The following is a 14,881-nucleotide window of genomic DNA, read 5'->3' as shown; positions in this document are numbered from 1 at the left end:
GGCTCAGGCCTGTAGCTTCGCGCCGGCCAGCGCGATCAGGTCGTCGGTTGTCGCCGCGCCGGCGATCCGCTGCGGATCCACCTCGAGGCCCAGCGTGTCGTAGAGCGCCATGATGTTGAGGATGCCCAGCGAGTCGAAGGTCTCGATCTCCCCGAGGCTCTGCCCGCGGGCCAACGGCCCCGGCTGATCGAGGATCGTGCCGAGTTCGTCCAGGAATGCGCCCTCGGTCATCGGATGGTCTCCTCGTAGGTCATGACCGGGGGCGCGTAGATCCGGTCGGTGGTGATCGTGCAGGCCCCCCAGCTCAGGCCGACCCCGAAGCCGGCGAGCAGCGAGCGCACTTGTCCGTCCGCATAGGCCTCCGCGAGGAAGCCCGAGATCGTGCCGGGGATCGAGGCCGAGTTCTGGTTGCCGTAGACCGACTGGGTGCCGGTCGGAAGCTTGCTGTCGTCGAGCCCAAGGCGGCGCTGGAGGTTCTTGAGGATGTATTTGTTCGGCTGGTGCAGGACCAGGAAGTCGACGTCCTCGGCGCGCGTGTCCGAGAAAGCCAAGATGCCCTCGATCAGCGGCGGGACGCGCTTGAGGGAGAAGTTGAAGACCTGCGCCCCATCCATATGCATCGTCGCGGGCTTGTCCGCATCCGCCGCGTCGGCCCGCAGGCCGCTATGGGGGATGAACAGCGCCTTCTCCCCCGAGCCGTCGCTGTGGAGCTGAAAGACGCTCTCGCTCTCGCGCCGCTCGATCAGCACCGCGGCGCCGGCATCGCCCATGATCGGGGTGATCGAGCGGTCATCGGTGGCGACCATGCGGCTCGCGACGTCGCCGACGCAGAGGAGGACGCGGTTGAGGCCGGATTCGACGAGGCTGTAGGCGACCGACAACCCGTAGACGAAGCCGCTGCAGCCGAGGCGGATGTCGAAGCAGAGCGTGTCGGTCCGCATGCCGAGGCGGTGCTGCATCGCGATCGACGTGGAGGGCGAGCTGTAATCCGGCGTCTGGGTCACGAGGATCAGCCCGTCGACGGCGTCGGGCTGCAGGTCGAGGCCCCGCAGCAGGTGGCGCGCCGAGTAGAGGCAGAGATCCGCCGTCGTGGTGCCGGGATCGGCGACGACGTGCCGGGTCGAGAAGCCCATCGCGCGCTTGAGGCGCTGCGCCTCCTCGGGGGCAAGACCGAGGGCGGCCGCCTCGTCGTCGAAGGCCAGGACGCGTGCGCCGACCGTGGTGACGAGCCCGGTGAGGGTCGCGCGCGAGAACCGCAGGTCAGCCATGCTCGACCGTCTCGGCGACGTAGTCGATCCAGCCCTGGAAGCGGCGGAGGGGCGACTTCGTGCTGTCGAGGATGCTCTCGTTGGCGAGCGGCACATAGCGGCCGATCGTCCGATCGATCTCGGATTCCGTCTCGAGGAGGAGCTCGACCACCGCGAAGGAATCGAGCCGCTCGTACACGTCGTCCTCGGGACCGAGATTCTCCAGGTCCGGGCGCCCCCAGGTCTCGACGAGTCGCGCGAAGGTGGCGCGGGCAGCCGCCTCGACGGCGCCGCGGTCACTCCGCGACGATGTGGATGTAGGGGGTGTCATCCGGTCCTCGTGTCAGTCGGTATGTCTTGCCCTCGGGGCCAGCGCTGAGGGGTTCGAAGCCGTTGTCGTCGAGGAAGGTCTCGACCATCCGGTTCTTCGCGCTCGGGCGATACTGGGCCTTCAGGTCCCGATCACCCTCCTGGTGGCAGACGTGGCGCAGAATTTGGGCCTCGATGCGGCGACCGAGCGCCCGGCAGCTCATCAGGAACGTCTCGAGTTCGCCGCCCCGGACGATGGCGACCCCGACGATGCCCATGTCGCCGAACCGGTCGACCACCCGGGCCGCGTAGACGCCGCCCTCCTGCATGGCGGTGGCGACCTCGTCCTCGGTGTAGCGCCGGGTCGTCAGGTTGAACTGGTTGGTCTTGTTGATCAGCTGCGTGACCCGCCGCAGGGAGCCCGGGTTGTTGCGGGCGACATGAACCCGGATCTCGAGGGAGGCGAGGTAGTCGTCCATCGAGGCGGCCGAGCGCTGCAGCTCCTGCCGCTGCGCCTCGCCGCGGTACTGCTCGGTCTTGGCCAGATCCTCGGCGGTGACGTTCCGGGCGCGCAGCGACGCGATCCCGTCGAGCAGGGTGAGCGCCTGCTCGGGGCGCGTCCGGTCGAACAGGTGACACTCGACCCCGGGGAGCCGGGCGCGGACCTCCTCGATCTCGAACGGGTTGTCGTCGAGGAAGACGAAGCTGTCGAGGCCGAGGTTCAGCGTCGCCGCGAGGTCGCGGATGTTCTCGCTCTTCTCCGACCAGTTGCTGCGGTAGGCTACGAAATCGTCGAGCCGCAGCGGCATCGCACGCTGGGCGAAGACCGCGCGGAAATCCTCCTCGTTGTTCTTCGTCACCGCGCAGAGCAGGATCCCGAGACCCTTCAGGCGCAGGAGCTGGCGCTGGAGCTGGGTGTGGACGATCCCCGGATAGTCGCTGTCGACCTCCAGGTTCTCCACCCCGTCCTCGCCGACGACGCCGCCCCAGAGGGTGTTGTCGGCGTCGACCACCACCACCTTGCGCCGCGCCCGCAGCCGCGCCGCGACGGCGTCGGCGTAGCGCGCGTTGAGCGCGTCCACGGCGGCCGGGGCGTAGGGCATCTGGTACATGTACCGGTTGCGCTCGCGGAAGGCGTTGGCGAAGCCGAGCAGCGCCAGGGCGCCGGCGGCGTCGACGACGCTGACCCGCTCCTGAGCCCGGGCGAGGTCGAACAGCACCGCGTTCACCCGCGCCAGGGCATCAAGCTGATCGTGGAGGTCGCTCTCGACGGAGGAGAATGGCACGAACGGCACGGTGTTGAGGATGATCGTCCCCGGCGCCCGGGCGAGCCGCGCCGAGACCAGCTCGGCGAGGCCGCGCGCGCGGGCGACGGCCGCCTCGTCCGGGGCGACGTCGAAGAACCAGCGGTGGTCGAGATGCACGATCAGGACGTCGGCGGCGGCGGGACCCGCCAGCACCTGCTCGATCTGTCCGATGGGGAGATGCTCGCAGGAGACCGTGGCGAGATCCGCAAGGCGGCCCGCCATCTTCCCGAACGGGTTGGTGACGACGTTTCCGACGAAGCCGATCGACAGGGCGCGAGCCGTGGTCATCCTCGATACCGGTCCCTGCGACATCCTGCGGATGCCTGCCCTCCGGCGATCGACCGGCCCCTTACCGTGCGTGCGAGCGCCGCCCTCTTGCGAGATCGCGTGTCATAAAGCAAGGGGCCGGGCACCCGGCGGCCGGCCAGCCCGGCCGGGGCGGGGACCGGCCGAGGAGGAGCTGCGCGATGAACGGATCCGGTTCGCACGACGCCGCCGCGACGCGGATCTGGACCGAGGCGCACCAGGCCGCCTTCGCGCGGGCCACGGGGGACGTGAACCCAATGCACATGGATGCGCGGATGGCCCGGCGGACGCTCGCCGGCGAGCGGGCCGTCCACGGCGTCCACGCCGCCCTCTGGGCCCTCGATGCCTGCGCCGACGCCCATCCCCTCGACCGGCTCGCGACGCTGCAGATGCGGTTCGAGCGGTTCGTGCTGGTCGGGGATTGCACCGTGCTGACGGTCCACGCGGCGGAGGCGGGGCAGCTGCGCCTGTCCCTCGCGGTGGACGGCGTCCGCACCCTGACGATCCAGGCGACCTTCGCGGCGGACAAAGCCCCGGCCCAGCCGGTCGAGACGGCACCCACCGCGATCCCCGCGGAGCCGATCGCCCGCGATCCGGCGGCCCTGACGGGGCTCGCCGGAGCCTTCACGCTGCCGGACCCGGCGGCGATCGCCGCGCTGGCGCCGCGCCTCGCCCGCGCCCTCGGTCCCGGCCGGGTCGCCGCCCTGGGCGGACTCTCGACGCTCGTCGGCATGTTCGTGCCTGGCCTCCACTCGATCCTCTCGAAGATCGACGTGACCCTCACCGACGGGGATGCCGGCTCGAGCCTCGGCTACGCGGTGAAGCGGTTCCAGCCGATGCTGCAATCGGTGACGCTGGACGCCGCCGGCCCCGGCCTCATGGCCCGGGTCGAGGGCTTCGTCCGCCCGCGGCCGGTGGAGCAGGAGAGCCTGCAGGACCTCGCGGCCCTGGTGGAGCCGGGCGCCTTCGCCGACGTGTCCGCGCTGATCGTCGGCGGGTCGCGGGGCCTCGGCGCCGCGACCGCCAAGCTGATCGCCGCAGGCGGCGGGACGGTGTGCATCACCTACGCGTCCGGCGCCGACGAGGCGGAGGCCGTCGCCCGGGAAATCCGCGCCGCGGGCGGGCGCTGCCAGATCCTCCGCTACGACGCCGCCGCGCCGGCCGCCGCGCAGCTCGCGGCGCTGGCGATGCGCCCGTCGCAGCTCTACCATTTCGCGACGCCCCGCATCTTCCGCCAGAAGCGCGCGCCCTTCGAGCCGGCCTGCCTGGACACGATGATGCGCGTCTACAATGCCGCGTTCTACGAGCTGAGCCAGTTCTGCCTCGACCGCAGCGACACCGTGGCGGCCTTCTACCCGTCGACCACCGCCATCGACGAGGCGCCCCGCGACACCCTGGAATACGTCATGGCCAAGATCGCGGGCGAGATTCTCGCCGCGACTTTGGGGCGGACGCTCCCGAAGCTGCGGACCGTGATCGAGCGGCTGCCCCGGGTGAAGACCGATCAGACGGCCACGATCTTCCCCGTGCCGGCCGCCGCCCCGAGCGCGCTGATGCTGCCGATCATCCGGCGCATGGCGTCGGCCTGACCCGAAGGACCGGGGCGCGGAATCGACGGGCCGGACGGGGCCGTCACAGGACTGTCGATCAACTCAAGCGCCCCCCCTGCACCGACACGAGCGCAGGACGGTGAGCCCGGCCAGCGCGACATCTCCGCGCGCGGCGCCGCTGTCTTGTTTCGCTCCGCCCGCCAAAGACGGCACCGTCGCCCTCGCCAGACGCCCGGATCACTCGGCGGCGTCGTGTTGGACCTCCGCATCCGAGTCCGGGTCGGCCTCGTCCTCGGCGTCAGCCTCACCGTCCTCGGACTCCACGGGCGCGGCGGCCGTGAAGAAGTCGCCGTTCCGGATCGCCTCGCCGCCGGTCACCAGCATGCTGAGATAGGTGTTGAGGGTATTCGGCGCGACGTCGGGCAGCCGCTCGGCGATCTCGACATGCGACAGGCCCTGCGGGCCGGCCGAGCCGAGCAGCGCCTTCAGCCGTCCCTTGGCCGAGTTCGCCCGGGGACCGCGGGCGCCGCGCCGTCCGCCGGAGGCGGGCGCGGCGCGTTCGGCCGCGGAGGCCCGCGGACCTTCGGGCGCGTGGAGACCGGAGGCGTCCAGCGGGATCCCTTCGACGATCGAGGTTAGCGCCGCCTCGGCCGCCCGGAGCTTGGTCAGCTCGGCTCCGATCCGGTCGTAGTCGCTCTGGAGCGCGGCCCTGCGCGCCCTCACGTCGACCAGGGCCTTCGTCAGGGTGTTGTCCTCAGCCACCGGACGGCCTCATCCCATGATTTCGCTGGGTGACGGCATACGTCATAGGACCATTGCGGCGTCAACAGGCGCGCGGAGGCTCGCCGGCCGGGCCCGGTGACGGCCCGCGATCGGCAGCGCGAGTTGTGAGGACGACGCCCGATGGCTTAGAGACATCTTCGAACGCCTCTGCCGGCTTGGAGTCATCGGCGCAATTGCCGAATCTCGACGGATTCCGATTTCGGCACGCCGATACCGTAATCGTCACGTCAGAAGGCGAACGTTCTTCCACGGGTTCGATGTGCGGCCGTCCGCTCCGGGACGTCGGCCGCGTCGCGCCCAGGGGCATTCATAGATCCCGCAGAGCAAATTATGTCTTTGAATATTTTCGACAAAGGGGAGAATAATGTCATCGACATCGATTCGCGGGATCAGCACAGCCAAGCCGGAAAAATCTACATCAACGGCGACAACAACTACATTCGCATAGGCAGAGGCTGCGTGTCCGACAAGGACATGCACATCGTCATCGAGTCCAACTGCCGGTTCGATGTCGGCGAGCACGTCCGGCTCTCGATGGCCAACATCTATGTCGGCCCCAGCTCGATCCTGCGCATCGGCGACAGGACCGGCTTCACCGGTCTGGTCCATCTCAATCCCGTCGAGGCGAAGGCGATCGAGATCGGGACGGATTGCTCCATTGCGTCCGGCGTCTGGATGACGACGAGCGATTTTCACTCGATCGTCACCCGGGATACCGGGCAGCGGCTGAATCCGGCCAAGCCCGTTCGCGTCGGCAATCACGTCTGGATCGCCAATCACGCCACGCTCCTCAAAGGCTCCGTGGTCGGCGACAACGCCATCATCGGCGCACACGCTGTCGTCACCGGAACCGTGCCGCCCCATTGCGTGGCCGCCGGCAATCCCGCACGCATCGTGCGGGAGGACGTGACGTGGCGTCCGGACCTGATCTGACCGCACCCCGATGAGGCAGGCGAGGGCGGACGGCTCCGGGCCTCGGATCGGTCCTGCGGAGCACCGTCGGCGCCCCGTTGTTTACCCGGTGCGCGTGTTCCGTTAGGGCGATGAACCGCCGACACGGCGTCTCGTCCGACGCGCCGGCACGCCTTCGATCAAGCCCACAATCGGCCCGCGCGAACACATGCTCCTCCGAGCCTCAGGTCTCGTCTCAAGCGCCGCCGGGCCGAAGCCCGCCTCGGGGCTGGTGGCCTGCACCGCCTCCGACGCCGCGGATCGCGGACCGGCGCGCGCGGCGCGCGGCGCAGCGCGAGCGGTGCGTTGAAGCGGTTCTTCCGCCTGTACCGCAGAGTGCGCGGCAATCCGCTGATCCGGCTGGCGGTGCGCCGCGGCCTTCCGGCGGCGAACGATCTCGTCACCGCGGACGCGCAGATCGCGACTCTGGCCCCGCATGTCGACGCGGCCTTCTACGCGAGCTGGTACGGGATCACGGCCGATCCGGTGCGCGACTACCTCGTCCACGGCTGGCGCGAGGGCCGCGACCCGCGCCCCGACTTCGACTCCGCCGCCTACCTCGCCGACCGCCCCTACCTCGCCCGGGCCGGCATCAACCCGTTCCTGCACGCCCTCACGCGCCGGCGCGCCCGGGCCGGCGGCGAGGGTGGCGGCGCGGGCGGGGCGGCCGGCGCGCCCCTGCCCAAGCCCGACACGGCCCAGGCCGAGCGCCTCGCCCGCCGCCTCGTGGACGGGGCCTTCTACCTGGCCAACAACCCCGACCTCGCCGCCGCCGGCGTCGATCCGGTCGACCACTACATGGCCTCCGGCTGGCGCGAGGGCCGCGAGCCGGCACCGCAGTTCGACACCCTGGCCTACTGCCTCACCCGCGGCCTCACCTTCGCCACCCAGAACCCGCTGGTGCACTACGTCCGCAACGGCGGACCCGCCCGGCCCGACCCGGACGCGGCGCTGGCCCTGCGGATGGAGACCCTCGCCCCCTACTTCGACGCCGCCCATTACCGGCAGCGCCTGCCCGGCCCCCTGGCCGAGGCGCTGGCCGGGGCCTCGGACGCCGCGCTGCTGCGCCATTACGTGGCGGAGGGCTGGCGGGCGCGGGTCAGCCCGCGGCCGGATTTCGACCCGGCCGGCTTCGTGCAGGCCCGCGCGGGCAGCCGGGCGGTCGGCGACGACCCGTTCTTCCGCTACGTCGCCGAGACCCGGCTGTCCGGGGGCGCGCCGTTCGCCGAGCCGCACCGGCTGAACCTGCCGGCGGTGGATGCGGACTGGTACCGGGCGACCTACCCGGACGTGGGCGGGCGGGAGCCGTACCTGCACTTCGCCGAGGCGGGCTGGCGGGAGCTGCGCGACCCGGGGCCCGGGCGCTCGACGCTGGCCGCGCTGCTGGGCGTCTGCGGCCTGCGCCCGGCGCGGGCGCCGATCGCCGATACGGGCTGGCTGGGGGCGATCGGGCAGGCGGCCTGCGACCGGGACGGGCTCCTGGACCTGCAGGCGCGGCTGGTGGCGGGGCATTTCGACCACGGCTTCTACCGGGCGCGCTACGGGCTGTCCGAGGCGGACGACGCCGTGCGCGACTATTGCGACACCGGCTGGCGCAAGGGCCGCAACCCCAGGGCCGACTTCAACGGCTGGGCCTACCGCGCGCACCATCCCTACGTGGAGGCTACGGGCATTGCGCCCTTCGTCCACCATCTGGCCCGGGCGCTGCTGCGCGGCGACGACCTCACGGGCGATGCCTTCGATCCGCGCTACGGCGCGCCGCCGGCCGCGGAGGACGCGGAATTGTTCGAGCAGGCCCGCCTGATCGAGCCGTTCTTCGACGCGCCCTGGTACCTCAAGCGCTACCCGGATACCCGCGGCTTCGAGAACGGGCCGGCGATCCACTTCCTGTCCCACGGACAGGAGGAGGACCGCGATCCGAGCAAGACCTTCTCGACCCGCTTCTACCGCCGGGCCTACGGCCATCTCCTGGGTGCGGGAGAGTCGCCGTTCCTGCACTACGTGCGCACGGGCCGGGCCGCCGGGCTGATGGCCGCCCCCGAGGATCTCGGCACCTACCCGCCCATGGAGGCCCCCGCGCCCGACGCATGGGACCGCCTGCCCCAGGCCCTGCCCATCGACCAGGCCCGGGTCGTCGTGATCGTCCCGGTCTACAAGGGCCGCGGCGAGACCCTGCGCGCCCTCCACGCCTGCCTGTCCCAGCCCCAGGCCACGCCCTTCACCCTGCTCGCCGTCAACGACCGCTCCCCCGACCCGGAGCTCACCGCAGACCTCGCCCGGCTCGCCGGCCGCGGCCTGTTCCACCTCGTCGAGAACGAACGCAACCTCGGCTTCGTCCGCTCGGTCAACCGCGCCCTCGGCCTGCGCCAGGGCCGCGCCGTCGTCCTGCTCAATTCCGACGCGCAGGTCTTCGGCGACTGGCTCGACCGGCTCGTCGCCCACGCAGACCCCAAGGTCGAACCCGAGGCCGCCCCCAGGGCCGAACCTGAGGCCGAACCCGGGGCGGGGCTGCGCGTGGGCAGCGTCACGCCGCTGTCCAACAACGCCACGATCTGCTCCTACCCGCGCTTCAACGCCAACAACACCATGCCGCTGGAGATCGACCGCGCCGATCTCGACCGCATGGCCGCGCAGGTCAACCGCGGCCACGCCGTGCCCGTGCCCACCGGCGTCGGCTTCTGCATGTACATGACCGCCGCCGCGCTCGACGCCGTCGGCGCCCTCGACGCCGAGGCCTTCGGCAAGGGCTACGGCGAGGAGAACGACTGGTGCCTGCGCGCCATCAAGGCGGGCTTCGTCAACCTGCTCGCCGAGGACGTGTTCGTCTACCATGCCGGCCAGATCTCGTTCGGGCTCGACGAGGGCGGCGAGTACGTCCAGGGCCAGGCGGCCCTGCTGGCCAAGCACCCCGACTACCCGGCCCGGGTCGGCCAGTTCGTCCAGGCCGATCCCGGCCGGCGCGGGCGGGCGCGGCTCGACCGGGCGCGGCTGGCCCGGCACTTCGCCGGCCGGGCGCTCCTGTACGTGACCCATTCCTGGGGCGGGGGCATCCAGCGGCACATCGACGACATGGTCGCCCAGGCCCGGGCCGAGGGCCTGAGCGTCGTGCTCCTGCAGATCGACCGGACCCGCAACCTCGAGGTCCACGTCGCCTACCGCAGCCCCGAATTCCTGTACCTGCCCAACCTCGACAGCCTGTACCTGCCGCGGGACGCGGACGAACTCGCCGGCTTCATCGCAGAGCTGGCGCCGGTCCTGATCCACGTGCACTCGCTGGCGGGGCTGCGCTGGGCGGCGGCGCGGGCGCTGATGGATCGGGTGGCGGGGTCGGGCCGGCCCTACGCCTGGACGCTGCACGACTACTCGCCGGTCTGCCACCGCAACCACCTCGTGCAGCCGGACGGGCGCTATTGCGGGCTGGCGCCGGTCAGCGCGTGCCGGGCCTGTCTGGCTTCGGACGCGGACGGGTTCGAGGAGCCGGATCCGGGCGAGCGGCGGGCGGCGTTCGGGGCGTTCCTGGCGGGGGCTTCGCGGGTGTTCGCGCCGTCCGCCGACACGGCGGGCCGGATCCGGGACGTGTACCCGGATCTCGCGGTCACGGTCCGGCCGCATGTCGAGCCGGAGCGCAGCGTGCGCTCCACCGCCCTGCAGCGGCCCGGACGCGTCCGCCGCGTCGCGGTGCTCGGCGCGATCAGCCTGCCCGAAGGCGGATTGCTGCTGCAGGCTTTGGCGTCGGACGCGCGCAAGCGAGACCTGCCTTTGCGCTTCTCGATCGTGGGCTTCTCCGACCCGACCCTGACGGGCGGCCTGGAGCGGGCCGGCGTCACGGAGACAGGGCGGTACTCCACCGACGATCCGACCCTCGACCGGGTCGCCCGGGCAGCCCTCCAGATCGCCGAGACCGGCCGTCATTGGGAGGATGACGAAATCCTCGATCTCGTGACCCAAGTCTCTGCCGATCTGGTGCTGATGCCGTCGATCTGGCCGGAGACCTACGCGTATGCGCTGTCGCTGGCGCTGCGCACGGGCCTGCCGGTGGCGGCCTTCGACCTCGGCGAACCGGCGGAGCGGCTGCGTGCCGACCCGGACGGCCATCTCCTGCCCTATGCCCTCGTCACCGACCCGGCCGCCTGCAACGACCGCCTACTCGCCCTCGACATTCCGGCCGGCGGCCGAGTCGCCACGCCGATCCGGGTCGCCACCTCTGACAGCCTGATGCGCGGCTACTACGCTCTCACCACCTGACGCCGACCGGCGCGGGACGCGCCGGTCAACGCACTTTGGCCCCTTTTCTCGTCGAAGCAGGCCCGGCAACGCGAGGTCAAATCGATGCCCGCCCTCCCGACGGCTCCCGGGCAAAAGAGCCCGATCGAGTCCTATCTGCATGTGCTGCACGCCCTGATGCTGCGGGACATGCGCACCCGATTCGGTGCCTCGCTCTGGGGTTACGGCGTGGTCGTGCTCTGGCCCTGCGTCCACGTCTTCATGCTGATCGCCATCTACACGTTCCAGAAGCTGGCGGCGCCGCTCGGCGACAACCGGGCCCTGTTCTTCGCGACCGGGGCGGTTCCGGTTCTGGTTTTCCAGTACATCTCCCGCGAGGTCATGAAGGCGGTGATCATGAACCGACCGCTGACCTACTATCCACAGGTCAAGCTGTTCGACGTGATCCTGGCTCGGATCCTCGTGGAGATCGTGACCGGCTTCCTCGCACTGCTGGTCGTCTGCTCCATCCTGATCGCCATCGGGACCAATCCCGTCCCCGCAGAACCGTTCACGGCCATGTGCGGCTATCTCGCCGCCATCATCCTGGGGGTCGGGATCGGTACGATCAACGTGGCGGTCATCGGCTTCTTCCCCGGCTGGATGATCGGCTACGCCCTGTTCAGCATCATCCTGTACGTGTCCAGCGGCGTCATGTTCCTTCCGAGCTACATGCCCGACAAGGTATATTACTGGATGAAGTACAATCCCGCCATGCAGTTGGCGGAATGGGTTCGATCGGCGTACTATCCCTATGCCGGAATTCAAGTAGATTACCTCTATGTCGTCATGTTCGGATTGACCTGCGCCAGCATCGGCCTGCTGCTCGTCAAGCATGTCGTCAGCAAGATGCAGGGGTGAGCCGGGGCGGGATTACGCCTGTCCCGAGAGCCGCGCCTGACGCGGTCGGCACGATTCTCGGGCCGGTCTGGCACAACCGGAGGCACGCGGGAGCTGCGGCATCCGACCGGCCAGACCGGATGCCGATCCGGATCCGGGGCCGCAGACGGACCCTCGGGCCTCGAAAACTCAACCCGCTCCGGGTCAGGGCTGCCGCACGATGACGAATGCCGTTCATGCGATCGATACGACGTACATCCGCCGGATCCAGCAGCAGCAGATCGAATTGACCCTTCTCAGGGCCGAGCGCGACGCCGCCCTGCAGGAACGCGATCTGGCCCGGGCGCGGTCCGAGGCGACATCGACTCTCCTCGAGGCGCTCCTGGGAGGCCTGCGGCCCTACGGATTCAGCCGCAAGCGCTTCCTGTCCGCGATCCGCAGGGCGGCGCGGACCGTGCCGGATCACGGCCCCGCGGCACTCCAGCACGGCATCCTGTTCGAAGGATCGAACCGGATCCTGGCGGGCCCGCGCAGGCCGGTCCAGGCGGCGGCACACCGCTGACACCCCCGCGCTTGCGCGCGTTCCCCGTTCGGAGACTGGAGCCGAGGACCATGGATGTCGAACTCCTGACGGTGTTCAATGCCCTGATCAACCTGAGGGACAATCTGGACGCGCGCCCGCACATCCTCGGCTCCGAACTCGACTTCCTGTCCTTCGCCACCCGGATGGCGCCGTACTCCAACGCGCAGCTGCTGCAGGACCTGTGGGTGCTGTATGAGCTTCAGGAGAAGCGGAACGGCTATTTCGTGGAGTTCGGCGCCTGCGACGGCGTCAGCCTCAGCAACACGCTCCTGCTGGAGAAGACCTACGCTTGGCAGGGCGCCCTCGCTGAGCCCGCCCGGGCGTGGCACGCGGCGCTGCAGCGCAATCGCAACTGCTACATCTCCGACAAGTGCGTCTACAAGACCGACGGGATCGAGGTGCTGTTCAACGAGGTCGACATCGGCGAACTCTCCGGCATGGAGGACTTCGCAGACGGCGACTTCCACGCCCAGTTCCGGCAGGAGCGCCGGCAATACCCGGTGGCCACGATCTCGCTGGACCGGTTCCTCGCGGAGGCGCGGGCGCCGCGGCGCATCGATTACATGAGCATCGATGTGGAAGGCGGCGAGTTCGACGTGCTGCAGAGCTTCGATTTCACGCGTCACGACATCGCGCTGATCAGCGTGGAGCACAATTTCTCGGGCAGCCGGGAGAAGATCGACGCGCTGCTGACCGGTCAAGGCTACCGGCGGCGCTTTCGTCAGCTCTCCCTGTTCGACGATTGGTACGCGCGCCCGGATCTCGTGGCCGCACGGTCCTGACGGAGGGCGGGGCCATGTCGGCACAGACCGCGATCGCGATCCTCGATTCCATGTTCGACCTGTTCAAGGAGATGGGCAGCGGCATCGCCCTCGACCTGAACTGGCTCGCCATCGCCCGGCGCCTTCAGCAGGTCCGGGCGCAGGCCGTCTGGTCGGCCGATCTGGACTTCGTCGCCACCAAGCTGAAGGCGCACGCCGCCCATTATGCGGCGACCTACCGCCCGCCGCTCGGCTCGGAGGCGATCAGCAAGGCGAACGCCGACAGGCTCGATGACGTCGTCCGCCACTACTCGATCCTGCGCGCGCATCTCGAACAGCAGTTACCGGCCTCTTGAGGCGCTTGCGGCGGGTCCGCCGGCACAGAGGCGTTCCGAGCGCGGGCCGCACCAGGCAGCGCCGCCCGCGTCCCGGGGCGGACCAGTCTCGCCCGGCCCGAGCCAATCCGCCGGTCCCAAGCGTTGAGAATGCGAACGGTTTGGGGCATCGATCGCGAGCGCGTGCGTCGAACCGGAGACGATGGGGATCTCGTGAGCAGTCTGAAATTCGGGACGAGCGGCTTGCGCGGTCTCGTGACCGACCTCGTCGGCGGGCCGAGCTACGCCTATGCCAGCGCATTCTTCCGGTCCGTCTCGGCGGATGACACCCACCGAGCGGTGGTGATCGGGCGGGACCTGCGCGACAGCAGCCCCGCGATCGCCGCCACGGTGGCGGAGGCGGCCGCGGCCGCCGGCTTCACGGCGATCGATTGCGGCGCCCTGCCGACCCCGGCCCTGGCCCTCGAAGCGATGCGGCGCGGCGCCTATGCGGTCATGGTCACGGGCAGCCACATCCCCGAGGATCGCAACGGCCTGAAGTTCTACCGCCCCGACGGCGAGATCACCAAAGCCGACGAGGTGGCCATCCTGGCCGCCCTGGCGGACATCCCGGCCAGCGGCGAGAGACCGGCGGCGGCGTCCGCGACGCCCGAGCCCGACGCCATCACGCGCTACCAGCAGCGCTACGCCGCCGCCTTCGCGCCGGACATCCTGAAGGGCCTGCGCATCGCGGTCTATCAGCAGAGCTCGGTGGCCCGCGACCTGCTGTCCGACCTGCTCGCCGCCTTCGGCGCGCAGGTGACGCCGATCGGTCGGTCGCAGGTCTTCGTGCCGATCGACACCGAAGCCCATCGTCCCGAGGACATCGCCTTCATCCGCGATGTCATGGCACCGGGGTCTTTCGACGCCCTTGTGACCACGGACGGCGACGCCGACCGGCCGCTGGTGGCCGACGGCAACGGCCGGATCCTGCGGGGCGACGTGCTCGGGCTCATCACCGCCCGTTACCTGGGCGCCGACACGGTGGTGGTGCCGGTCACGGCCGGCTCGGCCCTCGAGCAGGCCGGCGGCTTCCGGTCGGTGGTGCGCACCAAGGTGGGCTCGCCCTTCGTCATCGCCGGCATGGAGCAGGCGAAAGCCGCCGGAGCGCGGACCGTTGCGGGCTTCGAGGCGAATGGCGGCTTCCTGCTCGGATCGGACGTCACGCGCGACGGCAAGACGCTGCCCGCTCTGCCGACCCGCGACGCAATGCTGCCCATTCTCGCCACCCTGGCGGCAACGCGCGCGGCCGGCCTGCCCCTGGCCGACCTGGTGTCCGCGCTCGATGCGGGCGACATGGCCAGCGACCGCCTTCCGAACACGCCGTCCGAGACAAGTGGCGCCTTCCTCGAGCGGCTCCGGGATGCGGATTTCCGGGCCGCCTTCCTCCGGCCGATCGGGTCACCGGATTCGATCGACGAGCAGGATGGAATCCGGATCGGGCTCGATGGCGGACGCACGATCCATTTCCGGGCTTCGGGGAACGCACCGGAGTTGCGGTGTTATGCGGAGGCCAAGTCGGCGCAGGATGCGCAGGACCTCGTCCGGTGGGGGCTCGCTGCCGCCGCCGCGGCCCTGGCGAAGGCCTGATCGCCAGGAGGCTCCGG

At 70.4% G+C, this 14,881-nt stretch carries 13 protein-coding genes; 8 read left to right on the top strand and 5 right to left on the bottom strand.

What is annotated here, in order from left to right:
• Positions 1–3: 3 nt before the first annotated feature.
• The 4 genes from PQI07_RS32665 to PQI07_RS32650 are packed head-to-tail and all read right to left on the bottom strand — an operon-like array spanning position 4 to position 3,151.
• Entirely contained in the window at positions 4–231 is a 228-nt protein-coding gene (locus tag PQI07_RS32665; RefSeq protein ID WP_010685059.1) for a hypothetical protein, read from the bottom strand.
• A complete protein-coding gene (locus PQI07_RS32660; protein WP_274928968.1) occupies positions 228–1,268 on the bottom strand; it encodes a 3-oxoacyl-ACP synthase III family protein in 1,041 nt (346 codons plus the stop codon). The genes PQI07_RS32665 and PQI07_RS32660 overlap by 4 nt, the downstream gene beginning before the upstream one ends.
• The gene (locus PQI07_RS32655; RefSeq protein WP_274928967.1) at positions 1,261–1,578 is read right to left on the bottom strand and encodes a hypothetical protein; all 318 of its coding nucleotides are present in this window, start codon (positions 1,576–1,578) and stop codon (positions 1,261–1,263) included. The genes PQI07_RS32660 and PQI07_RS32655 overlap by 8 nt, the downstream gene beginning before the upstream one ends.
• On the bottom strand, positions 1,544–3,151 hold the full coding sequence (locus PQI07_RS32650; protein WP_274928966.1) for an HAD-IIIC family phosphatase: 1,608 nt from the start codon (positions 3,149–3,151) through the stop codon (positions 1,544–1,546). Before PQI07_RS32650 ends, PQI07_RS32655 begins: the two co-directional genes overlap by 35 nt.
• 179 nt (positions 3,152–3,330) lie before the next feature.
• Here PQI07_RS32650 and PQI07_RS32645 point away from each other — a divergent pair, with 179 nt between their 5' ends.
• The gene (locus PQI07_RS32645) at positions 3,331–4,758 is read left to right on the top strand and encodes an SDR family NAD(P)-dependent oxidoreductase (RefSeq protein ID WP_274928965.1); all 1,428 of its coding nucleotides are present in this window, start codon (positions 3,331–3,333) and stop codon (positions 4,756–4,758) included.
• A 198-nt stretch (positions 4,759–4,956) separates the two neighbouring features.
• Here PQI07_RS32645 and PQI07_RS32640 read toward each other — a convergent pair whose 3' ends face one another.
• On the bottom strand, positions 4,957–5,481 hold the full coding sequence (locus PQI07_RS32640; RefSeq protein WP_179698451.1) for a hypothetical protein: 525 nt from the start codon (positions 5,479–5,481) through the stop codon (positions 4,957–4,959).
• Positions 5,482–5,832: 351 nt separating this feature from the next.
• Here PQI07_RS32640 and PQI07_RS32635 point away from each other — a divergent pair, with 351 nt between their 5' ends.
• The 7 genes from PQI07_RS32635 (at position 5,833) to PQI07_RS32605 (ending at position 14,864) form a co-directional block, all read left to right on the top strand.
• A complete protein-coding gene (locus PQI07_RS32635; RefSeq protein WP_043349829.1) occupies positions 5,833–6,435 on the top strand; it encodes an acyltransferase in 603 nt (200 codons plus the stop codon).
• Positions 6,436–6,759: 324 nt separating this feature from the next.
• Complete coding sequence (locus PQI07_RS32630; protein WP_274928964.1) at positions 6,760–10,698, top strand: glycosyltransferase; 3,939 nt, start codon at positions 6,760–6,762, stop codon at positions 10,696–10,698.
• An 84-nt stretch (positions 10,699–10,782) separates the two neighbouring features.
• Positions 10,783–11,577, top strand: a complete 795-nt coding sequence (locus PQI07_RS32625) for an ABC transporter permease (protein ID WP_043349821.1) — start codon at positions 10,783–10,785, stop codon at positions 11,575–11,577.
• A gap of 199 nt (positions 11,578–11,776) precedes the next feature.
• Entirely contained in the window at positions 11,777–12,118 is a 342-nt protein-coding gene (locus PQI07_RS32620; RefSeq protein WP_043349819.1) for a hypothetical protein, read from the top strand.
• Between the two features lie 50 nt (positions 12,119–12,168).
• Entirely contained in the window at positions 12,169–12,921 is a 753-nt protein-coding gene (locus PQI07_RS32615) for an FkbM family methyltransferase (protein WP_043349817.1), read from the top strand.
• 14 nt (positions 12,922–12,935) lie between these two features.
• Positions 12,936–13,256 (top strand): hypothetical protein, encoded by a 321-nt coding sequence (locus PQI07_RS32610; RefSeq protein ID WP_043349814.1) that lies wholly within the window; start codon positions 12,936–12,938, stop codon positions 13,254–13,256.
• Between the two features lie 192 nt (positions 13,257–13,448).
• Positions 13,449–14,864, top strand: coding sequence for a phosphomannomutase (locus PQI07_RS32605; protein WP_179698453.1), 1,416 nt, complete (start codon positions 13,449–13,451; stop codon positions 14,862–14,864).
• The last annotated feature ends 17 nt before the right edge of the window (positions 14,865–14,881 follow it).

The sequence above is a fragment of the Methylobacterium sp. 092160098-2 genome, assembly GCF_028920805.1.
Lineage (GTDB): Bacteria > Pseudomonadota > Alphaproteobacteria > Rhizobiales > Beijerinckiaceae > Methylobacterium > Methylobacterium fujisawaense.
This window is presented reverse-complemented; position numbering and strand designations above follow the sequence as displayed.